The sequence below is a fragment of the Rheinheimera tangshanensis genome (assembly GCF_014645135.1).
Classification (GTDB): domain Bacteria; phylum Pseudomonadota; class Gammaproteobacteria; order Enterobacterales; family Alteromonadaceae; genus Pararheinheimera; species Pararheinheimera tangshanensis.
The window spans coordinates 51648-77421 of sequence record NZ_BMLH01000008.1; the positions used below are offsets into that span (position 1 = coordinate 51648).

Below are 25774 nucleotides of genomic sequence, written 5' to 3' on the forward strand. Positions count from 1 at the left end.
GTGAAGGGCGTAAAGAGATCGTAAAGATTGGGGGAAATAACTTTATTATCTGTAGGCAGTAAATCGATAACGTATGACCGAGCCCGCTAGGTGGATTTCCACAAAGGCAATAATTCCCATTGTTCAGGAAAACCCATTGCTTTTGGATTGGCGCTCGGATGTATCTTTGTCAGATGAATTAAGCGTTGTTTGAAGTGGTGATCAGGAGCAATAACATTCATAAAATGACACAAGATAGCCAAGGTATTATAAAGCTCTTTAGGACGTTCCAGATTTAAGCTTGACAACAGCTGCTGCGGTCCTCTGCGAGGCAGTTTCATGGTAATGGTAAAATCTCTGTTCCATAAACGAGCATGATGAGCACAGATATTTCTGACCATGGTCAGGTGGTGTAAGACTGAACAAAATACAGTTTCATTAAATTGAAAATGATCTGCGATATTCATTTTTAACGAGCGCCGGGCCAAACCGTCGACACATTTGGACAACCATCCAAAACTCAGTAACTCGCAGCAAATCCAAACAGCCGGAGTCGCCTCATCGTACTTATCCATTTGTCGCTTAATATTAGGCTCTGTGGTTCTGCCCAACTCCTGATGAACTGCAGCCATAAACCCATCATAGTCAAACTCTTTGGAGTTAAATAAACTCCGATCTAAATGAACAAAAGGGCCACCGTGATGAGCAAGATGATATGCCCATTGTGTTCTGACAGCAATTTCAATTCGTTCAATAGCGTCCAACACTAACAACCTTAATTCCCGGTCGAAAACATAAAGATCCAGAACCAGTTGAAAGGTTGTGCCAGCACGAAATTTATGGGTTTTATGATCATCGATAAAAGACCACCAATAAGTGCCTAATCGGTAGTAATTGATATGTGACAGGTAATAAGCAGCTAATTCTTCATCATCGACTGTAAGCCCACGAGAGATGAGTTGTTGTACTTGCTGTTGAATCGTAAACGGGGGTTTTGTGAACTGCATTCAATTGCCTGTTCTCAAAAAAAGTAACCCCTCACAGGGCGCTGATCTTACGGGTAGCGGGAGGGGTGTTGTTGCCGGGTATTATAGGCAAGTAAGCTCATAATTCAAGCGAAGTTTCCGATTAAGGTATTATTTTCTAAAAAAACCTCACTCCCAACTCACGCCTTTTTGCTCACGTATAGCCGCCTGCATTAATGCAATTAACGGCACGGCGCGGTGTTTAAGCGGAATCGCATTGGGTTTGTCCTGATATTTGTCTGCTGAATCATCAGGTAATTCAGCCTGCTGACGGGCTTCCAATTCGGTTAAACCTTGTTGCAACACAGCTAAAGCTTCGGCTACGTCTTCCGCAAATAAAGCGCCTGGCGCTTTAGGCAAACGGCCCATCAACTCTAACAGTTGCAAAGCAACATGACCAAACATTGGTACTGGCGCTGCGGCTACAGATTTAAAAGTAATTAACATAACTATCTGACTTCCGGAGAAATGAAACCTCAGCATGCGCTGTTCGGCTATAAAGCACAAGCGAATACCGTGATGCTCTGGCAGAGCCTATACAAAAGGCTCGTACCTCTTTAGAATTCAATAAATTTGCAAATTTTACATAAGCTAACGATCTGGTTACAAGGATAGTGTATGACAGTGTTGCCACGTGTTTTGTCTGGTCTGTATGTTATTTTTTCTCTGCTATTTTTAACCGCCTGTGGGGGTTCCGATAAAACTGAAGATGCTACTGCTGTTGCTGTCAGTGCCAGCACGGCCAGTCTGGATATAGGTTTTCCTGAGCGTTTTAGCACTATTTCCGCTACGGTCAGAGACGCGAACGGCGAGCTGTTACGCAATGCTACAGTCCAGTTCAGTACCGACTTAGGCAGCTTTAGTGCAACAGAAGTCATAACCCGCACAACAGCTGAAACGGGCCGTGGTGGTTCTAATGATGCTGGTAATGGTGTCGCTGCTGTACGTTTGTATCCGGGTCAAAGTGCAGGTTCAGCGACAGTGACTGTGTATGTCAATGGTGTGCAGACCACCACCACAGTCACTGTCGCAGGCACTGCAGTCGAACCTGAACGACCTGTACCCGCCAGCATCAGCATTGCGGCCAGTGAACGCGCTATTTTTGTCGCTGGTGTCGGCCAAATGGAAAGCAGCGCTATTACGGTACGTTTATTAACCTCTACGGGCGGTGCAGCTCAGGATGCGCCGGCAGGCATCAATAATGTGCGGGTGAGTTTTGTCACTCAGCCTAATGGTGGTGAGTTATTGCTCGGTACTCAGGCTTCAGGTCAGTTAGTACAGAACACTAAAACTCTGGATGTAGCCACCACCAATGGCGTTGCCACCTTAACGCTGAACTCAGGCCAGTTACCCGGAGTGGTGGAACTCAAAGCTGAAGCTTTGGACACAACAGGCGCCAGTTACAGCCCGGCGATCCAAACCACAGCGTCGGTACTGAGTATAGCCTCAGGCCCGGCTCACTCTATTGTGTTCAGTTATCCAATCGAAGCTGGTATTCAGAATATGGGTAATGGTACCTACAGAAGGGAAGGCGGTTTGCTGGTGACAGACAGATACGGCAACCCTGTGGCTGACGGCACAGTGATCAACCTCGGGGTGATTGACAGCGTGTTATTGTCCAACAGAGCACCACAAATTAACTACGGTTTTGGCAGCACTGTGACTGATGGTCGAGCCGCAACCACAGCTAATTCAGCTACGCTGACTGATTTAAGCAATGCCTTGTTTCAAAGTGCAGTCATTACCCGCAACAATACCAACCGTTTTATCGAAGCACAGGACAGGGTGTTGATTTTTAACGCTCAGGCCGAAGATAAAAGTCGTTTTGTCGCCGCCTTGCCTACTCAGGCCAGCAGCGTGACAGTCAATAAAAACTACCTGAATACGGACACTGAGCTCGAATACCTGATTGGGGCTTCATTATTAGGTATGCAGGTTGCGGGTGTAGACCCGGCCAAAGAAGGCCTGGTTAGCGGTCAGGCGGTAACAAAAGATGGTGCCGCCAGCTTTTACCTGACCTATCCGGCGAATCAGGATACTATTTCAACGGGTTGTGTGTCGCCTAATCTGGATACCCGTCATTCACCGCGCGGCTCGGCTCAGGTTTTTGTGGTGGCTGAAGCCAGTGGCAGCAGTGCCACCACTATTGATGACAGAGCCTGTTTCAATTACATCAGCCCTGCAGTGATCAGCTCCGGTATCACCAGCATCAGCGGTGACACTGTGCTGAGCCTGGAGATACGGGATCAAGGTGCAGTGCGCTTGCCTTTCCTTGGCTTTGATGCAGGTATTAGTTACGGTGCGTCAAACAGCGGGAATTTGCAGGTGGAGGTGGGACATTGTTTGGCAACGGCCAGCTTACGCACCGATTTGTATGGGCAATGCGAACTGCAAATCAACACCAGCGGAGGCACTTCGGGTGATACCGCCACCATCACTTTAGGGGTTTCAGGTGGCACACCTTTAGCTATCTCTGTCACTGTGCCTTAACTTTTCTGCTGCAGTGGCAGACTAATCACCGCCTGAAAACCACAGACAATACCCGAAGCTGCATAGAGGTTATGCAGCTTTAACTCTCCACCACAACTTTCCACTGCTCTTTTAGCAATACTTAAGCCTAAACCTACCCCGTCTTTTTTGCTTTGAGCGCGGAAAAAAGGCGTAAAAAGCTTGGCTAAATCATCGTGTGCCACACCAGTTCCCTGATCAGAAATGCGGATCTGCACCAGCTGTTCTAGCTGTACCAGCTCCACTGTCACTTCTGTATTGGGCGGGGTAAATTTGATGGCATTGCGGATCAGGTTTTCCAGCGCCCGGTACAATAAATCCGGGTCGGCCTGTATCTGTCTGGCCGTTTCCGCTTTCACCCGTAGTTGTTTTTGCTGCGACAAAGCCTCAAGCCGGCCATCTTCAGCCACGGATTCCAGTAACTCCAACAGATCGACTTGCTGTAACTTTACTGCAGCGGCACCACTTTCCAGTCGTGAGTAGGTCAGAATTTCTTCAACTAAGGCGTTGAGTTTCTGGGTTTCGGCTTCAACTTTATCCAGTACCATAGCGCTTTCCGAAGGGGTTTGCCGCGCCAGCCCGACCAAAATTTGTAAGCGGGCTAAAGGTGAGCGGAATTCGTGAGAGACATCATGTAATAAACGGCGCTGACCACTGATCGCTTGCTCGACACTTTTAGCCATGTCGTTAAAACTGCGGGCCACAGCGCCAAATTCATCATGCCGCCCTGTGACTTTAGGACCCAGTTGTGTCAGCCATCGGTCAGAGGCCAATGACTCTAAGGCTCGTTTTAATTGTCGCACTGGCGATGCAAAGTACCAGGCCAACCATAAACTGACAGATAAGCTGGTGAACAAAATAGCAGCCAGTAAAAATGCCGGATGAAACCAGACTGGAGGCATAGGCATAGCAGTTTTCCCCGCCATACCATGCATTGGAGGAGGCGGGCCTTTGTCATCAAAGTCAGGTGATTCAGGAAGATGAGGCGCAGCAGGCTTATTGGCCAACATGCCTCTGCCGCTGCGTAACCAATCCAATAAAAACTCATGGCGCGGCACAGCCAATAAAAACCAGCTTTGCCCGGATTTATCCTCTACTTTGTAGTCAGGTTGATCTTTGAGTAATTCGGCCCAGTTTGGCGGCACCTCACGCTGCAGATAATCTTTACCCTTGTCATTGAGCAGCAGAATTTTGTCGCGGGACATAGGGTCGTCTTCCCAGCGCTGTAATACATCGCCGAGCAATTGAATGCCGCCTGAGTCCACCATCAGTTGAGCTGAACCTAACACCAGACGCAGTTGTGGTCCTATCCAGACGGGCCTGGGCTCATCGTCTGCCGCACGACTCACTTCATTGACAGTCCAGACTAAAGTGCCAGCCAGGATCAACGCAGCCCAAAAAGCTACTAAGAACTTCCAGAATACCTGCCCCATGATTAGTATCTGTGTATCAGTTGGTAACCTTTGCCACGCACAGCTTCAATCCAGGCTTGCTCATCTTGCCTTTTACCGAGTTTTTGCCGGATATTACTGATATGCACGTCCAGACTGCGGTCGTATTGGGTTAGGGTTTTACCTAAAGCCTGCAACGATAACTCAGCTTTGCTGACTAATCTCCCCGCCTGACAAGCCAACACCCATAGCACACTAAACTCAGCACCAGTTAACTGAATTGGCTGACCGTGGACCCAGGCCTTACGTGAACCGGGTTCCAGAGTTAAAGGCCCGACTTTTACTTCGGTAGGTTCGTCTTGCTGCTGTTGCACGCGGCGTAAAATAGCCCGAATTCGCGCCACTAATTCGCGGGGTAAACAAGGTTTAGCGACATAATCATCTGCACCCAATTCCAGGCCCAGCACTTTGTCTATGTCATCTCCTTTGGCAGTTAACATAATGACAGGCACTGTGGAATGCTGACGTATTTGGCGCAGCAGCGATATGCCATCCAAGCCTGGCATCATCACATCCAGCACCAGGAGTTCATACTGACCAGAAATGGCCTGTCGCAAACCGAGCTGACTGTTATTGGCTACCTGCACGACAAAACCCTCGCGCTGTAAGTAAGTACTTAACATCGAGGTGAGTTCCTGGTCATCATCAATCAGCAATAGAGGGTTCAAAGGCTTGCACTCCGGATTCTGTTGGCCGCAGTTTAACCTTAAGCTGCTCAGTAATAGAGCAGCTTTACATTTCTATACATTAGCCGATGCTCAAACGGCAGCTTTTAGTTTAATCCGCAATAAATAGTTGGAAGCCGTGATGTATAAATACTGTTTATCCAGACTTAAAGCCACATTGGCGGCAGCAACACCAGTTTGAATAGTGCCCAGATGTTCGCCTTGGGCATTAAACACCAACACACCACCAGGGCCTGTTGCCAGCAAATGGCCTGAAGGCAATACTTTTAAGCCATCAGGTAAACCAGGTTTGCTTTTAACCCATGCCGTTGCGTCAAAAAACAGCTGACCTTCGCCTACAGTGCCATCTGCAGATAAAGGATATTTCCACCACTGCGCCGCTTGTGGGTCTGAGTTAGCGACATACAACCACTTTTCATCCGGTGATAAAGCCAAACCATTAGGTCGGGTTAGTTGATCAGTCACCAGCGTGACATCGCCACCTTTGAGCCAATACACGCCATTAAAAGCCAGCTGCTTTTGCTTGGAGTCATCCGCGTCTTTGAGGCCATAAGGTGGATCAGTAAAGAGGTAGCTGCCATTGCTGTGCTGCACCAGATCATTTGGGCTGTTAAACAACTTGCCCTGATAGCTGGTCGTCAGGCTTTGATACTGTGGCCCTGTTGCGCTGACTGAGGTTAATACAGCTAAACGTCTGTCGCCATGCTGCGCCAGCACCAGCTGACCTTTTTGGTTGAAAATCAAACCGTTAGAACCTTCTTTAATAGAAGGTTCGTCGATAAAACCTGTATGGCCAGAAGGGCTCAGATACAAAGTTAAACCGTCTTTGCTATTCCAGCGCCAAACTTTATTATCAGGCACATCGGAAAATAAAATATCTCCGGTTTTAGGTTCAGCCACAGGGCCTTCAGCCCAGCGAAAACCTTCAGCCAGTATTTCCAGCTGAGCGTCTGCAGCAACAACCTGACTCAGTTCAGGTTTTAATTGCTCTACCGGATTAGCCGGAATAGGAGATGGATTGGCAAAAGCCAGAGATGATGTAAATAAAAGCAGCGCTGCACTATGTCGCATCCTTGTCACCTTAGTTGTATTGGAAAGCTATTCATGTTTCAAACAATGTAGCATTGTTAGCGCAACCAAAGCACTGGCACAGACATAAAAAACCGCAGAATTAATCTGCGGTTTGTTCAAAGGCTGGCGTTACAACAAGCTTAGAAGCTTACGTTAACACTCATCCATAAGTTACGGGCTTTGTCTTTGTTATTGAAGTGGTCAACATAGCTGGCCTGATAGCCGTTTGCGCCATTCGCATCCAGAATACAACTGGTACCGCTGTCACACTCTACAAAGGCTAAATCGTAGGTGGTGAAGTCCTGATCAAATAAGTTGTTGATCCGCGCTGTAAAAGTGACTGAATCGCTGGCTGCATAGCTGGCACCTAAGTGGTACACGTCATAAGCTTTGTAGTTCAGCGGTGCATTCTTAACTGTATCCCAGGCGCGGAAACGTTTGGTGCGGATTTCTGACGTCAGGAAGACTTTTAACTCATCGGTCGCATTCCAGTCTATGGTCAGGTTCGCCATATGTTTGGCTGTGTTGGTCAGAGGCTGGCCTTTATTGGCACCACTTTTCTGTTCGCTGTCTGTGTAGGTGTAGTTAGCACGGAAAGCGACGCTATCGATAATCTGCCAGCGCCCTGCTACTTCGGCACCTTTAATAGTCACACTGTCGATATTAACGGTTTTTGTACTGGTGGCATACCCCAAATCGGCGTATTCACCTGTACTGCTGCACACCAGTGCAGTGGCAGCACCACAAGGCTGAGAAGCAATTTTATCGTCAAATTCATTGTTGAAAATGGTGACATTGAAGTTGTGGTTGTCAGGGTGTTCCCAGTAAGCCGCAATTTCAGTCGAGGTGCTGGTTTCCGGTTCCAGCTCCGGGTTACCAAACATAGGGGATGTACCCTGACCACCAAAGCCTACGACACCATCATACAACTGGGTTGTTTTTGGGGTTTTAAAGCCTGTGCTGACGCCACCTTTGATAGTCCACTGTTCTGTTAATGTATAAACACCATACAGACGTGGGCTCATTTCGCTGCCAAATATTTCATGGTCGTCACGACGTAAACCTGCAGTGATGGCAAATGCCTGAGTGGCGTCCCAGGTGTCTTCCGCAAATACGGACCACATATTGTGTTCCTGCACGCCGCCAGGAGTGCCGCTTTCCATACCAAATACACCGTCTTCCAGCTCACCACGGATCACTTGCGTACCAAACACAGCTTTGTGTTGGCCTGCCAGTTCAAATGGCATATCCATTTTGGCATCCAGAGTATATTGGTTACTGGCCATTTTACGTTGAGCACGAGGCAGGAAAGTCTCTTTAGCTATGGCTTTACGCTCGTCGACGCTCAGGCCCGCATAAGCGCCGGTGGCATCAATCATCGTCAGTAACTGCGCACGTTCTGCCAAAGTAAAAGGTAAAGTACGGCCATGGTTTTGGGTGTCGACATAAGATAAAGACACAAAACTGTTGCCCAGATCCCATTTGCCTTCGTGACTTAATGACCAGGTATCACGGCTAAATTCCTGAGTTGGGCTGTAGCCGACTTGTGGGTTAGCGCGGCGTGCCCAGGTACCACCACCAGCAGTACATTTTTGCTGTTGGTTGCCACCAGAGGTTGGTACAAAGCCTTTACAGAAATTACCTGCGGCCCAGATACTATCTATATTGTCGACTGTGCCTACAGGGTATTCGCGACTGCCATCATCGTTAATTACCGGGCTGTTATCGTATTCTTGGGTCGAAGTGTCGATATCAAACCAGACGGCCTGATTCTCAGCAGGAGTCCAGCTCAGACGAGCACCTAAGACTGTGCTGTCGTTATCTACGGTTTTACCGCCAGCACCAAAACCTAATGAACGGCTACGGACTTCACCATTTGGATAGACCACATCGGCGTATTCCGGAGTGGAGGCCATACGGTTGTATTCACTACCACGAATCGACATACCAAGCACACCAGGGATCAAAGGGCCCATCACGTTGAAGTCGGTGGTGATCTCTTCACCAAAGCTGTCATCTGTTTGCGCTGTGCGGCTATGGCTGACTGAGCCAGCCCACTCGTTAGTGACTTTTTTGGTGATGATATTGATCACGCCACCCAAAGCGTCGGCACCATACAAAGTAGACGCAGGGCCACGTATCACTTCAATACGTTCTATCGTATCCAGAGGTGGCATATGACCGAACTGGTTACCACCGAAGTTATTTGGGTAAATATCACCATGGTTATTCTGACGTTTACCGTCGACCAGGATTAAAGTGTAATCCGATCCCATGCCACGCATACTGATCGTGCCCTGACCTGTTTTATCGCGGGTTTCACCAATATCGACCCCTTCCAGATCGCGCACGGCATCCAGTAAGGTCGTGTATGGGCGGGTACGCAGCTCTTCTGCTGTAATAACGGAAATACTGGCAGGAGCATCCACCAGCTTTTGTTCAAAACCTGAAGCCGTAACCACAATGCGCTCTATAGACTCATCGTTAACAGCTGCTGCATCTTCTGCCTGAACTGTAGCTATCAGACCTAAAGCGAGCTGGGTGGCTAACACCAGTTTGGCCGGACGGGACTTGAACATAAACACTCCTGTTGTTCGAACAGATCATCGCAACGCGGATAAAATCTGACCTCGATTTGTAAAGATAAGTTAATAAATTCCAATGGCCGACAATGATAGTGATTCTCATTAGAAGATCAATAGCAATTGCGAACTATTTGCACTAGCAATTGTCGCGTTAAAAGGCTGATGACAGTAAAAATCAATAAGCATCTAAATCAGCTAGTTGCGAAAAACTTGCAAATAAGAACAATTCTCAGTAGCATGCTAGCTGTTTTTTAGGGGGTACTGTGAAGAGTTCAGCTTTAGCTCGTTGGATGCGTTGGTTACATACCTACAGCGCTATGTTGGTGTTGTTGCTGTTGTTATTTTTTGCCATCACAGGCATCACTTTAAATCACCCTGAAATCAGCAGTAGTTTGGGTAAAACCAGTCAGCAACTGCAGTTGGAGCTGCCGGAACAATTGCCGGATTTACTGAACTTGCCAGAGGATCAGCAGCAAGCCGCTATTGCTTTGTATGTCGACTGGTTAAAGCAGGAATATCAGTTACAGGGCGGTTACAACCTGAATTTTTCACCTGAAGATGAACTACTGGAAATCGACTTTAAACGTCCTGCAGGCTATGCCGCAGTGGTGATTGATTTAGCTGAGCGCAGCGCTGAATTAGATGCAGAATTTGCTGGTTATCTGGCCTTGGCCAACGACTTACATAAAGGCCGTTACGCCGGTAGTAGCTGGAAATGGTTGATTGATATTACCGCTGTATTTTGTCTGTTATTTGCCTTGTCGGGCTTTTATTTATTGTGGCGTCAGCCGAACAGAAGAGATTTTGGTAATGCCACAGCAGTCGCTGGTGTGGTGTTGGCTTTATTAGCTTATATAGCGTCGTTTCATTAATTTAGAGTTGTTTCACCGATTTATAGTCGTTTCAATGATCTTAAGTCGTTTCACTAAGAGGGAATTGTATGTACAAGTATTTAGTCGCTGCGTTGCTGTTGTGTTGCGGCTCTGCCATGGCACAGCAGGAACTGGAAATTCAGGTCGAACTGCCAAAAATTGATACCGGCACGTATCACAGACCTTATGTGGCGGTATGGATTGAAAACGAGCAGCAGCAACCCGTGCGCCTAATCGAAGCCTGGCTGGAAAAACCAGACTGGATTAAAGACTTACGTCGTTTCTGGCGCAAACTTGGCCGCAGTGAACCTCAATTAGTAGATGCAAAAACTGGCGCTACCAAAGGGCCAGGCAGCTACAAAGTGCGTTGGGATGGTAAAGACGAACAAGGCAAAGCAGTTGCTGCTGGCACTTATGTACTTTTTGTTGAAGCGGCCCGTGAACAAGGCGGCCGTAATCTGGCGAAACAAGCATTCACATGGGACGGCAGCAGCGTTCAGATCGAAATAAAAGCCAGCAAAGAGCTGGGCAAAATTCAACTTACTTCAGCACAGGGAAACTAATCCAATGAAAAAATCTATTCTGGCATCATTCGTGATTGCAGCTGCAATCAGCGCTCCGGCTATTGCTCATACTTTATGGGTTGTACCCAGTCATTTTGTCTTGTCGAAAACAGGCAGCTGGGTATCGGCTGATGTTAGCGCCGCCAACATGACTTTTGTGGCTGACAAAGGTATCCCGGTTGATAACGTATCTTTGTATACGCCAGAGGGTAAAAAGCAGGCTATTGAGCATAAATACCAGGGCAAACGTAAGTCTCAGGTCGATGCACAGTTAAATGCTGAAGGTACCTACAAACTGGAATTAGGTGGTCCTGTACGTTTCGGTACTATGTACAAAGTAGGTGATGAGCGCAAGCGCATCATGGCGGATAAAAAGACCCGAGCTAAAGAGCTACCGGCCAATGCCACCGATGTAGTGACCAGTCAAAGCCGCAGTCGTTCAGTCGCTTTTATCACAGTGAACAAACCAACCTCAGAAGTGCTGGCACTGAAAAACGAAGGTTTAGAATTTAAAAGCTCTGTGCACCCAGCTGACATAGTCGCAGGCGAGCCTGTTACTTTTACCTTTTTAGTGAATGGTAAGGCGCAAGCTGGTGTTGAACTGGAAGTGTCCTACGAAGGTGAGCGTTATCGCGATGAAGCAGGCAGAGTGCAGCATAAAACCGATGCCACTGGCCAGTTTACTTATACGCCTGTTGAAGCGGGTGTATTCCTGATTGAAGCCTCCTATTCAGCCAAAGCTGAATCTGAATTAGCCGACCAAATCCGTGAAGGCTTAACTTTAACGTTAGAAGCGGCTTTACCTTAAGCCAGACACAGCCTCCGTATCAGGCGGAGGCTGTTTTACCCTTTACGGATAGCGGAATTACGTACCACTAGTTCTGGCTCAAATACGTTTTCCACTTCAATATCATGTTTGTAGAGGTTCTTCAGTAACCACAAAGCGGCCATTTTGCCCATTTCATGAATAGGGTTATTCACTGTGGTCAGCTTAGGTGACACATAACGGGCAAAAGGAATATTGTCGTAACCGACAAAAGATAAGTCTTGCGGTATTTTCATGCCTCGTTCCAGACAGACCGAAATAGCACCGGATACCATCTGATCGTTCGCACAAACAACGGCGGTGAATGTTTTGTTTTGGCTGAACAGGTAGTTCATTCCTTCCACGCCACTGTCTTCTTTGTAATCACCTTCAAAACACAAAGCAGGATCAAAAGACACTCCCACTTCTGCCAAAGCTCTTTTATGGCCTTCAAGACGTTCTGTCGCATCGTGTTTTTTCGCAGGGCCTGAAATATAGGCGATATCGCGGTGTCCCAAATCAATCAGATGCCGTGTGGCCATATAACCACCCAGTTCGTTATTCAGATAAATACAGCAGTCGCTGATTTCAGCTATGTATCTGTTGATCAGCACTATAGGAGTGGAACTTTGACTGAGTTTAATCAGGTAGTCATCGGAGATAGCTTCGACGTCCAGGATCAATGCATCGCAGCCTTTACTCAGTAAAAACTCAACGCTGTCAATTTCCTGAGCCGCATCACTGTGGCCCACAGCGATAATGACATGGCGGTTATCAGAGCGCAGTGCAGCTTCAATTTCCGCCATCATAGGACCGTAATATGGACCATCCAGTTGCGAAACCAGCACGCCAACACTATTCGAGCAATTCGACGCCAAAGACTGAGCAAAAGTGTTAGGTCTGTAACCTAATTCGGCCATAGCGGCTAATACTTTTTGTTTAGTCTTTTCGCTGACATTAGTGTTTTTGTTCATCACCCTGGAAACTGTCGCCAGAGATACACCTGCAAGCTGAGAAACGTCGTAAATGGTCGCCATATAGTGCTGTCACTTCTTATTGAGTCGAAGAAAATCAGAAACCGCAGAGTAATTCAGCAAAAACTGAATTGCTCTGCAAGTTGGTCATACTATCAGCTTTTACTCTGCAGCTCTCTTCAATTCCAACGTGATTTCATCAACTTTTTGCGTGTTGAGTTTATAAGCACTCATCACAAAAGCGACAATTAAAGAACCAATAGCCGGATACAGACTAAAAGCCAATAATAACCCTGCTTTGGTTTCTTCGGTTTGAGTCACGTCAGCCTGATAGCCGATGCCAGCCAGTAACCAGCCGCCTAAAGCACCGCCTACTGCTATACCCAATTTGATAAAGAAAATAATGGAGGAATACACCATACCAGTAGTGCGAATACCGGTACGCCACTGGCCATAATCTACAGTGTCTGCCATTTTAGCCCACAGCAGCGGAGTGCCTGTATTAAACACCAGATTCCACAACACATATAAACCAATGGCCAAAGTCACATTGTCAGCCGCGACAAAATAGCTGCTGGCACAAAGGGCGGCCGCCAAAACCTGAATGCCGATATAGAGTTTTACTTTGCAGTATCGTTTTGCCAGCGGTTGAGCTATAACACAACCGACCATACTGCCGAGCATACCCAAAGTAATAAACAACGTGATGCTATCCGGCATTTCCAGATAATACTTCACATAATAAATAGCCAGTGTAGTGCGCAGCACATAACCACTCATCAGACACAAAGCCACCAGCGCTAACACCCGCCACTGATCGTTTTTCCACAACTGACGGAAGTTATCCATATAGCTGCGGCTGACCGCCTCTTTCGGTGGGTTGATGCGCTCTTTGGTGCCATAAAAACAAGCTAAGAACATCAGTACACCTAAGGCACTCATCGCCATAATAGTCAGTTGATAACCTTTGGCCCTGTCGCCCTGGCCAAAAAACTCGACTAAAGGCAAAGTTAAAGCCGTCACCATCAGTCCGCCCAGCATGGCAAAAACAAAACGGTAGGACTGCACAGACACTCGCTCTTTTGGATCGGCTGTCAATACAGCGCCTAAAGCACAATACGGAATATTAATAGCGGTATAGACCAGCATCAGCAGGGTATAAGTGACGAAGGCGTAGATCATTTTGCCTTCTTCACCAAAGTCTGGTGTGGTAAAAGCCAGCACGCTGATCAGGCCAAAAGGTAAGGCAAACCACAGTAAATAAGGACGGAACTTACCGTATCTGCTTTGGGTGCGATCGGCAAGAGCGCCCATGATAGGATCTGTCACTGCGTCGATAATACGCACAGCCAGAAACATGGTGCCGACAAAAGCCGGCGAAATGCCGTAGATGTCGGTATAAAAAAACGTCAGAAACAACATGACGGTCTGGAACACTATATTGCTTGCCGTATCCCCAAGGCCGTAAGCAATTTTCTCCTTTACACTAACCATGTCAGGCGCATCCTATAAAGTGTTGATTTGAAATTATTATTTTTTATAAATTAACGGTTACTGATTAAATTTTTGTAAGCCAGGCCGCTGTTTTTCACAGTTCTTTGCTGGCTGTTGTAGTCGACATAGACGATACCAAAACGCTTTAAGTAGCCTTCAGCCCACTCAAAGTTGTCCATTAAACTCCAGGCAAAATAGCCTTGAATATCGACACCTTGCTCAACCGCCTGATGCACTGCATTCAGATGCGACTGGTAGTAGGATAAACGCAGTTGATCATCCACTGCGCCATTGTGCAGTTGATCGGCTGCCGCTGCACCATTTTCGGTAATATAAACAGGTGGCAGTTTGTATTTCTGATGCAAAGACACTAACAGATCGGTAAAGGCCTGTGGATAAATTTCCCAGCCAATATCTGTTTTCGGCGCGTCGGCCATATCGACTTCAATAAAGTCACGGCCTTCAGTGGCCCTATACACAGTACGGGTGTAGAAATTGACGCCTAAAAAGTCCAGAGGAGCTTTGATAATGTCAAAGTCACCAGGCTCAATCACTGGCTTGTCTTCATCAGCCAGCAGAGCAAAAGAATCCGGGTAAGCGCCATCAAATACAGGCTTGATATACCACTGGTTAAAGTAGTCGTCAGCCAACTGCGCTGCTCTTTGATCGGCAGGGCTGTCGGTTAGCGGATAAGCTGGGGTGAAGTTCAGCACTATGCCGTTCATGCTGTTTGGACTGTTTTTCCGCAGTACCTGCATCGCCAGACCATGTGCTAACAATAAATGGTGTGCTGACTGACGGCCAAAGGCTTTTTTAGTTAAACCAGGCGCGTGAATACCAGCCTCATAACCTAAATACGAGCTGCAAAATGGCTCATTTAAGGTCGCGTACGAATAAACTCTGTCGCCAAAGGCTTTACTTAACTTGTCAGCATAATCCTGGAATAAATAAGCGGTGTTGCGATTCAGCCAGCCGCCCTGATCTTCAATATGCTGAGGTAAATCCCAGTGATACAAGGTGACAAAAGACTTAATATTTTTAGCTTTTAGCTCATCCAGAATGTTGATGTAAAAGTCGACGCCCCGCTGATTCAGGCTACCGTCTTTATTCATTACCCTTGCCCAGGCAATAGATAAACGATAAGCATCGACACCAAGGGAGCTTATCAGAGCGATATCGTCACGCCATAAATGATAGTGATCACAAGCTAAATCGCCGTTTGAACCATCTTTTACTTTGCCCGGTGTAGCGCAAAAAGTATCCCAGATACAAGGCAAGCGATCTTCAATGCCACCTTCAATCTGGAAAGATGAAGTGGCCACACCATAAGTAAATTCTTTGTTCAGCAGTCTTGAGCCTTTTGGCAATTCATAATTCATCGTTATCTTCTTTTCATCTTTAAAATTGGAGGGAGAACATGATCTTATTTACGCAACACTAGGCATGTAATCGCTTTCATTTTTTGTGTTGTCGTGACCATATTCAGTTCCTTGGTGTTATGGGTTCATAAGGTTTGGTTTTATACGAAATCGATAAACATGTTCGCCGTTAAACGCCCTGTGACTGGCGAACCATTGATGTCAGTAGCTACATCTACCAATGACGAATGCAGCAGATTACCGGGATAAATAATCAGTCTGTTCGCCTGATAAGGGATCTGGTGATACAGCTCATAATGTTGATTGCTCTGCACCTGATAACGCTGCGGCGGCGCACCATGCTGGTCGATAAACTGCTGCGCTGACTGAAAATAGTCCTGCCGTCTTTGCTCTGTCACTCGCTCAAAACCCGTAGGTTTATGCCGGAAAAAACCTGTACTGCCATGAGGACCGTCATTCAGATAATGCAACAGCGCAAAATAATAAGGCGAGCTGGTATCAAAATGCGGCATACATTGCAGCGGATGCAGACTGTTTTCTGGCTGAGTGATCAACGCATAAAACAGCATTTGTGGTTTTAACCTCAGCGTATCAGGTACCTGATACACCTGGTAAATGAGCTGATACACTGCATTTAAGCTGGCGGCCACATAAGCTTTTGGCAATACGGCACGCTGCCCTGGGTAATAGGTTTGACTCTCACGCATAAAATCGCTGTGCTGAGCCTGCTGGCGTAAACCAGACAAGTCCAGAGCAAAGTGATCAATCATAATCAATGGCGTTTTTTCCAGCCCGAGATAGATAACTTCGGGCCGAATGGCGGTATTGACCTGATAATTCAGCGCGTCCTGCATCATTGTTTCAGACCAGAGACGACTTGCAATAATGCTGAATAAACTCATGATGAGTCGGGAACTGACTCACAGTGCGTTTCACATTCTGTTTAATGCTCATCAGGAAATCATTCAGTTCAGAATCCGGCATTAAATCGACAATAGGATGGTACTGCTCTGGCATTAAGCCCTGACCAATCAGCACCTGTAACCAGGAGCTTTCGCCAAATAATTCCTGTGCAAACTTATAGACTTTGCCGGATTGCTTAAACAATTCCATCCGATGAGCAAGACTATCTGGGATTTCCATATCTTTGCAGTAACGCCAGAATTTAGTATCTGTGCGCTCCGTAGCTTTGTAGTGCAGGATGATAAAGTCGCGGATATTATCCATTTCGATCTTCGTCTGGCGATTAAACTCAGCCACATCAGCAGAATTTATGCCGTTGGACGGAAACATCTGCAGCAGACGAATAATGCTACGCTGGATCAAATGAATACTGGTCGACTCTAAAGGCTCCAGGAAACCACTGGATAAACCAATAGCGACACAGTTTTTATTCCAGTGCTGACGGCGTGTGCCGGTTTTAAATTTGATCAGCCGTGGCTCAAACATCATTTCGCCTTCAAGATTATCCACCAGCGTTTGTTTGGCTTCAGCTTCCGTTATAAATTTGCTGCAGAATACCAAGCCATTACCCACCCGGCTTTGCAGCGGAATCTTCCATTGCCAACCCGCTTGGCGGGCTATGGCTCGGGTATAAGCCACTGGCTCTTGTGTCGTTTTGGTTTGTACCGCATAAGCGCTATCACACGGCAACCAGTGGCTCCAGTCTTCAAAACCTGTGTTGAGTGTTTGCTCAATCAATAAAGCACGGAAGCCAGTGCAATCGATGAACAAATCGCCCTCAAGCAGCTCACCGGATTCCAGCAATAACGCACTAATATTGCCGTCCATATGCTGCTGTACTTCACGAATTTTACCTTCAATGCGTCTGATGCCATGTTGCTCGGACATACGACGCAGAAATTTGGCATATAAGGACGCATCCATATGGTAAGCGTGGTTCAGATCCTGATTCGGCAGCACAGCAAAACGGCCCTGACGGGCGCCTAAATGCTCAACACAGTAGTCACCTATTTCAGTCGCTATACCTTTTTGTTTAGCTTTAACCCAAAAATGCTGAAATCCACAGGCCCAGCAGTCTTTACCTAAAAATCCAAAGGAGTGAATATAATCTTCGCCTAGGTTTTTCCAGTTTTCAAACTGAATACCCAGCTTAAAAGTGGCATTAGTAGCCGCCATCACTTCAGATTCTTTGATATTCAGTAAGCGGTGAAAGATATGCATAGTGGGGATAGTGGCTTCACCGACCCCCACAGTGCCAATATCGTCGGACTCCACTAAAACCACTTCCAGGTTTTTGCCCAGTAATTTAGTCAGGCCAGCCGCTGTCATCCAGCCAGCGGTGCCACCGCCTGCAATCACGACCTTTTTGATTCTGTTGTGTTGGTTATTCATCTGTTCACCCTGTTGATTGGTGTCTTTATATTTTTAGTTGGTTGTCAGCGTTTTAATTTATTCAATAAATCAGCCCTGATCTGGCGTGCATTCAGCTCATCCAATGGCTTGGTTAACATCTTTAAAGCATCAGGCTGAATATGCTCCTGCGCTACATCGTCGTGCTCAAAAATGTAGTAATCAAAAATAGCTTTCCAGGCCTGACGCTGAGCTTTAGGCAAGCTACGCAAGCTCAATACTGCCATAGACAGCGCATTGTTAGGCCGACCTAAATAGGCTGGAGTATCGCGCCACCAGTGACTGATCAGCACATTAAAGGCGTCCAAGGCCTCGACATGGTGCCACCACATGCTGGGAATAAATAACACATCACCGGGTTCCAGTTCGGCTACCTGTGCATGTTTTAATGCTTCGGCAAACTTAGGGAAACGTTCAAAATCAGGCGCGGCAAAATCGACCATACTGACATCCTGACCTCCGGGTGCAAATTCCATAGGGCCAGGATATAAATTGCTGATTTGCTCTGGCGGAAATAAGGTAAAAGTACGGTGTCCGACCGCATTACAGGCCAGATTTTGCGGAAAGTCATAATGAGCAGCGATACGGGATTGATTACCAAGCCAAACACTGGTTAATGGACTGATGCCTGGCATGGGTAGCGTATTGTGCTCTGCCAAACCCGGAAACCAATGGTTGATCTCGGTTGAACCCATGTAATAGGTGGGCACTTCAGCTTGATTATTCAACGCAAAAAGACGGTCCAGCAACTGATTAAAGTCTATTTTTCCGCCCTGATAATTAAAGCCATTTTGCTCTGGATTATAAAACACCCGGCCTTGCTGATCGGGCTCCAGGTAACAGGCACTGACGGGAATCCCCTGATAAAACTGCCGAAGGTAATCTGCGGCAGACGAAGCGGAAATAACACCCGCCTTGACCAAGGGCCAGTCTTTACACAAGCCTTTGAAAATTAAAGGGGAAGAGGCCTTAGCTATTAAACTCAGAGCATCAGCTAAATCGCATCCTTCCAGAGTTTTTACTTGTACTAAAGGCGTTGTCTTGTGCATGGCTCGTCAGACCTTACTCAAACTGCTTATTCTTTAACTGCAATAAATGTCGGATATTGGCCTGCGACGCAATAGCCATATAAATAGCCTGCAAATAACCTTTTTGATGCAGCTGCGCTAAAAGCTCCGGCGATAAAGCCGCGAGGTTGTCCTCATGAATAGTATAAAAACCTGCCAACTGCTGCTTCTGGCCATTACTGAAGGTTAAATCCAGAGTAAAAGATTCCAGCAGTTGATGCTCAAGCAACAGATCAATAAAAGTTTTGCTGTCGAGCATGCCATGATGAATGGTTTCCAGCATGACTGCGACTTCATCCAAATAAGGGCTGTTGCCACCAAAAGGTAAAAACAGCGCTTCGCCTTCAGTTTGGCTAACGCGCGGGTTATCTAAGTCGATGTGGATCACTCGTTGAGTGGTTTCGATTCCATCCTCACGCACCAATTGCTGGCCAATCAAAAAAGGCTGACGTCTGAGCATCAGAGGAATATAACAACCACGCCAGTTATCCTGTTGTAAAAAGAGATTTTCCTGATCCTGAAAACCAAACAAAGTCACAGCGAAAAACTGATTGCTGTTGCTATCTTTGTGAAAAAAAATCGGGTAGTGCGCCTGAACAGTACGAAATTCTTTGGGAAAAGTGACAGTAAACCAGACTGCATCACCATAGTGTGCGCCTCTGGTCGTGATCACTTTCAGGTCTCTGTGTTCAACGCTGTTTAATAAAACATTTTTACTCATGCTATATCCCGACCTTTACCGTATATTTTTAGTTATAGTTTGATTAAACCTGTCGCTGGATACGAAAGCTACTGGTTTTTTGTTTAAGTACGAAGCTATAGAAAAAATGAAGAAACGGCATTCCCAACCCAGGCTGAAAATGCCGGAACAGAATGGGCCATATCCTTATGGCCCTGGATCAGCTTAGAAGCTGTAACGCGCACCCAGACTATAACGGGCACCTGATTCAACCAAACTTAACACTTGCTCGGTGGCACGACCGTGAACACGGATATGCTCATCAGTGACGTTTAAGGCCTCAACAAAAATAGTCAAACCCTCGACTTGCGGTAAGTCATAGCTGACCGACATATCAATTTGATGATAGGCCTCAGTATATTTAGGGTTAGCGCCAGTATCCTGTCCTTTAGAGTTCAGGAACTCATCTCGCCAGTTATAAGCGATACGAGCCTGGAAACCATCCATTTCATAGAACAAAATAGCGTTAGCGGTGTCACTTAAACCAATCACAGCTGGCTGATCCTGTAACAGGAAATTGTTATAAGACCTTTCGCTATCGACCATGGTGTAGTTAGCAATAGCGCCAAAACCAGTTTCACCAAAGGCGTGTTGTACCGCGAACTCCCAACCGTCAATAACATCAGAATCAGAGCCGTTCGAAGGAGTATCAATTTTGAACAGTAAAATTTCATCTTCACCAGCCACACCATCTATGGTGCGGTTAGCAACATCTACACCTGGTGCATTCGGGTAGTTAGCAAAAATCCAGTTACGAATAGCTCCAGCGTCATTCCCTACAGCAGCTACTGCTTCATCGTATTTTTTACCATCTACAGGGTTTGGAATACTGTAGATAGAGGACTCAACAATAGTGTTACTAATAAAGTTACTGGTATCCTTGCGGAAGTAGCCAACGGAAACGTAACTAGCTGGTGAATAGTACCATTCTGCCGACAAGTCGATATTTTTCGACTCTAAAGGCAACAGGCTTGGGTTACCTGCATTACCACCACCACCAGCACGGTTCGCTATAGTGGACACTACTGTACCGCCCTGAATCGAGACATAATCAGGACGACCTATAGTTTCACTGTAGGCTGCACGTAACATCACATCATCGATGACTTCGATATTGAAATTCATGCTAGGTAAGACGTAGTCGTAATCACCCGTTTTCGTCTGGAACTCGCGCTGACCGCTGGCTTGCAGAACGACTTCGGTATCAGCTACCCAACGCGCACCATTGTATGCAGCAACAGCAGAAGTTGAAGTTACATCTGTGGTTTCATAACGCACGCCTACATGAAGATCATACGGCATACCCGAGATTTCATTTTCGTAGTTGTACTGCACATAAGCAGACTGTGATTCTTCTTTGGTATAACGGTTTACGTCACTATCGTAATCGGTCGAAGGGCAGAAGTTAGTACCACAATCACCAGCACCGACGAAACCAGCCGGGGTATATAACTCTTCGGCACGAGCGCGAACCGTATTGAAGTCCCAGAAGAAAATAGTATTCAGCACTTCAAAATCACGATCTGGCATTAAGGAGAAATCACCTTTACTGCCGTTGAACTTGTCATGGATAGTGCCAGCCGGGAAGAAGGAATCATCGAAATCACCTGCCTGACCTACACCACCCCAGTCGTTACGTTGCACGTTGACTGATTTTGAATGGTTGTCTACGTTCGTCAGTGCAATACCAAAATCGATGCTGCTATTACTATTTTCAAAAATATACTCACCATCAAACTGGTACTGATCAATTTCAGATTTGTTGGTAGAGTTACCAAATACGCTACCTGTCACCACCATATCTGATGGACGAACTGAGTTACCACCTTCAACAGCTAGCAGTGGAATATCTCCGGTAAAATCTGTTGCAGCACTTTGACGAATAAAAGCCGCTGTGCTTAAAGTGTTGCTTGAGCCCAACACATGGTTTGGTTTGAATTCAGCGTCAGATTTGTGCGCATCAAAACTCAGTTTTAAGTTATCAGTAGCTTGCCATTCCAGATTCAGGCCTAAAGAGCCACTTTCGTTCCGAACACCGTAATCGCCAGCACCCATAGATAAATCTGCAGGAGTAGCATATTCCTCAGAATAAATTAATGGTGAAGAGATAGGGCCATCGGTCCAGACACTCCGTGAAGGCACATAGGTATACCAGGCAGACACGTCATTGTACTGAGTGTCGATATCATTGCGCATGTAAGTGTAGTCAACGCTGGCCGTCAGAGTATCTGTCGGTGCATATTGCAACACTAACTGACCATTGGTACGGGCACGTTGCTGTTCTTCAAATTTATAAATGGTCGTTTGTGGTACAGAGTACACATCATCAGCACCAGGGCGGTTCTCTTGGTTACCTACTGGAACAGCACCCCACTCACCGGAAGTGATATCGACAGAGCCAGGAAAACTACGCCAGCCTGTACCTACGTTGGCTTGCTGGCTACCACTTTCACGCTCCTGATAGCTGGCGGACACTAACACACCAAACTTATCATCGTTAAAAGTAGTGGAATACAAACCTGCTAACTCAGGAGTTGCGCTGCCTTCTTCTGTCGATCTGTCATCGACCATAGCAGCACTGAATACCGCTTTTTCACCACCAGCGCTTAAAGGTTTTAAGGTTTGTACATCAATAACCGAACCTATACCACCCGTAGGATTGGAGGCAAAACTGGTTTTGTTGACTTCAACACCGCTGATGGTGTCGGCAGAAATATTGGCGAAATCAAAAGAACGTGAACCCGTAGTCACAGGCATTTGACGACCATTCAAGGTCACTAAGTTTTGGTCCGGACCAAAACCACGGACTGATACTTTACTACCTTCGCCGTTGACACGGTCAATAGACACACCGCTGATACGCTGCAGCGATTCTGCCAGGTTAGTATCTGGAAATTTACCTATATCTTCGGCTGAAATGGCATCCACAATACCAGTGGAAGAACGTTTGGTGTCCATAGATTTAATCAGACTACCGCGAATACCGGTGACGCTGATCACTTCAATTTTTTCTTCGGCTTTTTGTGCGTTCTGTTCCTGCGCGTCATCCGCGAAGGCAGGCATAACAACGCCCACGCCAAGTACTAACGACAGACTGGTGGCGAGTCTGGTCTTTTTGAACGTTTTGGATTTCATGTGTAGTTCCCTGTCGACTGTTTTTGGTTTTTTACTTGCTACGAAATTCAGTTCACGCAGGACAGGTAGTTTTTTACTCCCCAAAACTAACTGTAAGCGCTTTCACAAAGTTAGGTGATTTTTTTTAACTCGTCAATACAGAAAAACTAAATCTTACAATTTGGTTAAAAAACAGTTGGCAATAACGACTTTATCAGCTAAAAATGAAACCGCTTACAATTACATTATTCCTGAAGAAACTGTGTATTTTCAGTCTTCACGACAGGAAAAATACAAAGCGCATAAAAATAAGAATAAGCAAATCATAGATTTGTATGCCGGAGCTTCATCATAAGCACCGGAGGACACGGGGACAGAATATCAAGCACCCATCAGAACTTTTGTATGCCTTTGCGTATATAAACCGCTGATCTGCCTGCCAACCCCGCCGATAAAAACTCTGCTGATACAGTGAAAAGACCCGACTTTCAGACGAAAGCGGACACAAAGGCAGACAGAGCTCAACAGGATACTCATTATGTTTCGATACACTCGATTGGCGTTATTGTGCAGTGCTGCCCTTATCACAACCTTGTCTGGCTGCGGCCCACAAAATACGACCACAGAGAAAGCGGCAGAGGTGAAAGCAGTTGCACCTGACAGTCTGAGTCTGTGGCCTGAATTAAAAAGCCCTTTAATCAACAACGACACAGAACAAAGGGTGCAGCAACTGCTGTCTGCTATGACGATTGAGCAAAAAGTAGCTCAGTTGATCCAACCAGATATCCGCTGGATGACAGTAGAAGATATGCGCCAGTATGGTTTTGGTTCTTATCTAAATGGTGGCGGCGCCTATCCAAATGATAATAAAAACTCTACAGCAGCAGACTGGGTTGCTTTAGCTCAGGCTTATTACGACGCTGGTGTGGATGCAACGAAAGATGGCAGCAGTATCCCTCCTATTTGGGGCACGGATGCGGTGCATGGCCACAATAATGTCATTGGCGCGACTATATTTCCGCACAATATAGGTTTGGGTGCAGCCAACAATGCAGAGTTAGTCGAAGCAATAGGTAAAGCCACCGCCACTGAAGTGGCTGCGACAGGTATTAATTGGATATTTGCGCCCACAGTAGCGGTCGCCCGCGATGATCGCTGGGGTCGCAGCTACGAAAGTTATTCTGAAGACCCGGCCATCGTTAAAGAGTTGGGCGCTGCTTTAGTCAAAGGTATTCAGGGCAATCCTGGTTCTGACTTTATGCAAAGCGGCCGTTTAATTGCTACAGCCAAACATTATTTGGGTGATGGTGGCACTGAAAATGGTAAAGATCAGGGCAATACGCTCAGCAACGAAGCCGATTTAGTCCGTCTGCATGCTCAGGGTTATATCACTAGCCTCAATGCAGGTGTGCAAACTGTGATGGCGTCTTTTAACAGCTGGCATGGCGACAAAATGCATGGCAATCATTACCTGCTCACCACTGTTTTAAAAGAACGCCTGGGTTTTGATGGTTTAGTGGTCGGCGACTGGAACGGCCATGGTCAGTTGCCTGGCTGTACCAACACTAGCTGTGCCGCGGCTATTAACGCTGGTGTTGATATTTTAATGGCACCGGAAGATGGTAAAGCGCTCTATACCAACACTCTGGCTCAGGCCAAAGCAGGTGAAATCTCAGCAGCGCGTTTAGATGATGCCGTCAGTCGTATTTTAAGAGTCAAAATCCGCGCTGGTTTATTTGAAAAAGGTAATCCAGCTCAGTCTGAACTGGCGGGCAAAGCAGAACTGATTGGTCATGCTGATCATCAGGCCATTGCAGCCCAAGCTGTGCGTGAATCTTTGGTTCTACTGAAAAACAATAACCAATTACTGCCCTTAGCTCCAAAACAAAAAGTACTGGTGACAGGCGATGGTGCAGACAATATCGGCAAACAAAGTGGTGGCTGGACTTTAACCTGGCAAGGCACAGGTAATGTCAACGCAGACTTCCCGAATGGCCGTTCTATTTACTCAGGCATACAACAGCAAGTCGAAGCGGCGCAAGGCACTGTCGAGCTCAGTGCTGATGGCTCTTACCAGCAAAAACCTGACGTCGCTATTGTTGTCATAGGTGAAAACCCATACGCCGAATTTGATGGCGATATCAAAACACTGGATTATCAGGCGGGTAAAAACACCGATCTGGAATTACTGAAAAAACTTAAAGCCGATGGTATTCCGGTAGTGACTGTGTTTTTAACGGGTCGGCCTTTATGGGTCAATCCTGAACTGAATCAGTCTGACGCTTTTGTCGCCGCCTGGTTGCCTGGTTCCGCGGGTCAAGCCGTGGCAGAGGTATTATTTAAAACTGCAGCTGGTGAAGTGCACTATGACTTTAAAGGCAAACTGCCTTTCTCCTGGCCAAAAACGGCAGATCAAACCCCGCTCAATCAGGGTGAGAGCAATTACGAGCCACTCTTTGCTTTGGGTTATGGCCTGACTTATCAGGATAACACCACCATTGCCAATGACTTGTCCGAGCAAATCAACAGTGCTCAGAGTGTTAGTAATGACAGCTTAAGTTTATTTGAACGCCGTCCAGCTTCTGGCTACAGCCTGATTTTGCAGGATGAAACAGCTGTGGTTACTGTCACAGGTAACAAAGCTAAAAGTGCCGACCAAAGCCTGAACTTAGCCGCTGTGAACTGGCAAAAACAGGAAGACGCTTTACTCTTGGACTGGGCTGCCAATTCGAAAGCCAAACTGGTACTGCAAGCAGCTGCGCCGCTGGATGCCAGTGGTTATGGTCAGTTGGTGGTCGATATGAAATGGAATGCAGCACCCACAGCAGCAGTCACTTTAGCCCAGTCTTGTGGCTCAGGTTGTGGGGGTACTTTGAATTTAGCTGAACTTATCGGCAGTAAAGCCGCTGGTCAATGGCATAAAGTGGTGATTGATTTAGGGTGTTTTGCCGCCAAAGGCGCAGCGCTGAATCATCTGCAGCAACCTTTTGTGTTGCATAGCGAGGCCGCTTATCAGCTGAGTATTTCTAACATTCGCCTGACGCCAGCCACAGCAACGGCCGATTTAAGTTGCCCTGCAACTTAATCTA

At 46.7% G+C, this 25774-nt stretch carries 19 protein-coding genes; 5 read left to right on the forward strand and 14 right to left on the reverse strand.

Translation table 11 applies throughout. From position 1 onward, the window contains the following. Positions 1–86: 86 nt before the first annotated feature. Positions 87–986, reverse strand: coding sequence for an Abi family protein (locus tag IEW88_RS14305; RefSeq protein WP_147904568.1), 900 nt, complete (start codon positions 984–986; stop codon positions 87–89). Between the two features lie 147 nt (positions 987–1133). Continuing rightward, entirely contained in the window at positions 1134–1451 is a 318-nt protein-coding gene (locus IEW88_RS14310; protein WP_185148608.1) for a DUF1840 domain-containing protein, read from the reverse strand. A gap of 171 nt (positions 1452–1622) precedes the next feature. Here IEW88_RS14310 and IEW88_RS14315 point away from each other — a divergent pair, with 171 nt between their 5' ends. Next, positions 1623–3494, forward strand: coding sequence for an Ig-like domain-containing protein (locus IEW88_RS14315; protein ID WP_147904566.1), 1872 nt, complete (start codon positions 1623–1625; stop codon positions 3492–3494). Here the strand turns inward: IEW88_RS14315 and IEW88_RS14320 are convergent. From IEW88_RS14320 to IEW88_RS14335, 4 genes are all read right to left on the reverse strand, one after another. Then, complete coding sequence (locus tag IEW88_RS14320; protein ID WP_147904565.1) at positions 3491–4945, reverse strand: sensor histidine kinase; 1455 nt, start codon at positions 4943–4945, stop codon at positions 3491–3493. The two genes, IEW88_RS14315 and IEW88_RS14320, sit on opposite strands and share 4 nt — an antisense overlap. Before the next feature lie 2 nt (positions 4946–4947). Continuing rightward, positions 4948–5631, reverse strand: coding sequence for a response regulator transcription factor (locus IEW88_RS14325; RefSeq protein ID WP_082335640.1), 684 nt, complete (start codon positions 5629–5631; stop codon positions 4948–4950). 90 nt (positions 5632–5721) lie between these two features. Next, entirely contained in the window at positions 5722–6720 is a 999-nt protein-coding gene (locus IEW88_RS14330) for an SMP-30/gluconolactonase/LRE family protein (RefSeq protein ID WP_147904564.1), read from the reverse strand. 140 nt (positions 6721–6860) lie between these two features. Next, complete coding sequence (locus tag IEW88_RS14335) at positions 6861–9299, reverse strand: TonB-dependent receptor domain-containing protein (protein WP_147904563.1); 2439 nt, start codon at positions 9297–9299, stop codon at positions 6861–6863. A gap of 269 nt (positions 9300–9568) precedes the next feature. On the opposite strand from IEW88_RS14335, the gene IEW88_RS14340 reads away from it, so the two are divergent. From IEW88_RS14340 to IEW88_RS14350, 3 genes are all read left to right on the forward strand, one after another. Then, positions 9569–10177 (forward strand): PepSY-associated TM helix domain-containing protein, encoded by a 609-nt coding sequence (locus IEW88_RS14340; protein WP_229670509.1) that lies wholly within the window; start codon positions 9569–9571, stop codon positions 10175–10177. Between the two features lie 68 nt (positions 10178–10245). Further along, on the forward strand, positions 10246–10740 hold the full coding sequence (locus IEW88_RS14345; protein WP_053422992.1) for a DUF2271 domain-containing protein: 495 nt from the start codon (positions 10246–10248) through the stop codon (positions 10738–10740). Between the two features lie 4 nt (positions 10741–10744). Then, entirely contained in the window at positions 10745–11548 is an 804-nt protein-coding gene (locus IEW88_RS14350; protein ID WP_147904562.1) for a DUF4198 domain-containing protein, read from the forward strand. Between the two features lie 35 nt (positions 11549–11583). Here the strand turns inward: IEW88_RS14350 and IEW88_RS14355 are convergent, their stop codons facing one another. The 8 genes from IEW88_RS14355 to IEW88_RS14390 all read right to left on the reverse strand — a co-directional run bounded on the left by IEW88_RS14355 (position 11584) and on the right by IEW88_RS14390 (position 22706). Further along, complete coding sequence (locus tag IEW88_RS14355; RefSeq protein WP_053422994.1) at positions 11584–12582, reverse strand: LacI family DNA-binding transcriptional regulator; 999 nt, start codon at positions 12580–12582, stop codon at positions 11584–11586. A gap of 99 nt (positions 12583–12681) precedes the next feature. Further along, positions 12682–14013 carry a glycoside-pentoside-hexuronide (GPH):cation symporter gene (locus IEW88_RS14360; protein WP_147904561.1) on the reverse strand — a complete coding sequence of 444 codons (1332 nt, stop codon included), beginning with the start codon at positions 14011–14013 and terminating at the stop codon, positions 12682–12684. Positions 14014–14063: 50 nt separating this feature from the next. Next, the gene (locus tag IEW88_RS14365) at positions 14064–15392 is read right to left on the reverse strand and encodes a GH1 family beta-glucosidase (RefSeq protein WP_147904560.1); all 1329 of its coding nucleotides are present in this window, start codon (positions 15390–15392) and stop codon (positions 14064–14066) included. Between the two features lie 140 nt (positions 15393–15532). Then, positions 15533–16294: a DUF6445 family protein gene (locus tag IEW88_RS14370; protein WP_229670511.1), complete on the reverse strand. Its 762-nt coding sequence runs from the start codon at positions 16292–16294 to the stop codon at positions 15533–15535. Continuing rightward, a complete protein-coding gene (locus IEW88_RS14375; protein WP_147904559.1) occupies positions 16254–17747 on the reverse strand; it encodes a tryptophan halogenase family protein in 1494 nt (497 codons plus the stop codon). Before IEW88_RS14375 ends, IEW88_RS14370 begins: the two co-directional genes overlap by 41 nt. A gap of 44 nt (positions 17748–17791) precedes the next feature. Beyond that, entirely contained in the window at positions 17792–18814 is a 1023-nt protein-coding gene (locus tag IEW88_RS14380; protein ID WP_147904558.1) for a cupin-like domain-containing protein, read from the reverse strand. 13 nt (positions 18815–18827) lie between these two features. Beyond that, positions 18828–19553: a SapC family protein gene (locus tag IEW88_RS14385; RefSeq protein ID WP_147904557.1), complete on the reverse strand. Its 726-nt coding sequence runs from the start codon at positions 19551–19553 to the stop codon at positions 18828–18830. Between the two features lie 183 nt (positions 19554–19736). Then, positions 19737–22706: a TonB-dependent receptor gene (locus IEW88_RS14390; RefSeq protein ID WP_147904556.1), complete on the reverse strand. Its 2970-nt coding sequence runs from the start codon at positions 22704–22706 to the stop codon at positions 19737–19739. A gap of 517 nt (positions 22707–23223) precedes the next feature. On the opposite strand from IEW88_RS14390, the gene IEW88_RS14395 reads away from it, so the two are divergent. Then, positions 23224–25770, forward strand: coding sequence for a glycoside hydrolase family 3 protein (locus tag IEW88_RS14395; RefSeq protein ID WP_147904555.1), 2547 nt, complete (start codon positions 23224–23226; stop codon positions 25768–25770). The last annotated feature ends 4 nt before the right edge of the window (positions 25771–25774 follow it).

Excerpts from the sequence above, each read along its gene's own strand:
- IEW88_RS14305 (WP_147904568.1), bottom strand. The coding sequence starts at position 986 with ATGCAGTTCACAAAACCCCCGTTTACGATTCAACAGCAAGTACAACAA.
- IEW88_RS14310 (WP_185148608.1), bottom strand. The coding sequence starts at position 1,451 with ATGTTAATTACTTTTAAATCTGTAGCCGCAGCGCCAGTACCAATGTTT.
- IEW88_RS14315 (WP_147904566.1), top strand. The coding sequence starts at position 1,623 with ATGACAGTGTTGCCACGTGTTTTGTCTGGTCTGTATGTTATTTTTTCT.
- IEW88_RS14320 (WP_147904565.1), bottom strand. The coding sequence starts at position 4,945 with ATGGGGCAGGTATTCTGGAAGTTCTTAGTAGCTTTTTGGGCTGCGTTG.
- IEW88_RS14330 (WP_147904564.1), bottom strand. The coding sequence starts at position 6,720 with ATGCGACATAGTGCAGCGCTGCTTTTATTTACATCATCTCTGGCTTTT.
- IEW88_RS14335 (WP_147904563.1), bottom strand. The coding sequence starts at position 9,299 with ATGTTCAAGTCCCGTCCGGCCAAACTGGTGTTAGCCACCCAGCTCGCT.
- IEW88_RS14345 (WP_053422992.1), top strand. The coding sequence starts at position 10,246 with ATGTACAAGTATTTAGTCGCTGCGTTGCTGTTGTGTTGCGGCTCTGCC.
- IEW88_RS14350 (WP_147904562.1), top strand. The coding sequence starts at position 10,745 with ATGAAAAAATCTATTCTGGCATCATTCGTGATTGCAGCTGCAATCAGC.
- IEW88_RS14355 (WP_053422994.1), bottom strand. The coding sequence starts at position 12,582 with ATGGCGACCATTTACGACGTTTCTCAGCTTGCAGGTGTATCTCTGGCG.
- IEW88_RS14360 (WP_147904561.1), bottom strand. The coding sequence starts at position 14,013 with ATGGTTAGTGTAAAGGAGAAAATTGCTTACGGCCTTGGGGATACGGCA.
- IEW88_RS14365 (WP_147904560.1), bottom strand. The coding sequence starts at position 15,392 with ATGAATTATGAATTGCCAAAAGGCTCAAGACTGCTGAACAAAGAATTT.
- IEW88_RS14370 (WP_229670511.1), bottom strand. The coding sequence starts at position 16,294 with ATGAGTTTATTCAGCATTATTGCAAGTCGTCTCTGGTCTGAAACAATG.
- IEW88_RS14375 (WP_147904559.1), bottom strand. The coding sequence starts at position 17,747 with ATGAATAACCAACACAACAGAATCAAAAAGGTCGTGATTGCAGGCGGT.
- IEW88_RS14380 (WP_147904558.1), bottom strand. The coding sequence starts at position 18,814 with ATGCACAAGACAACGCCTTTAGTACAAGTAAAAACTCTGGAAGGATGC.
- IEW88_RS14385 (WP_147904557.1), bottom strand. The coding sequence starts at position 19,553 with ATGAGTAAAAATGTTTTATTAAACAGCGTTGAACACAGAGACCTGAAA.
- IEW88_RS14390 (WP_147904556.1), bottom strand. The coding sequence starts at position 22,706 with ATGAAATCCAAAACGTTCAAAAAGACCAGACTCGCCACCAGTCTGTCG.
- IEW88_RS14395 (WP_147904555.1), top strand. The coding sequence starts at position 23,224 with ATGTTTCGATACACTCGATTGGCGTTATTGTGCAGTGCTGCCCTTATC.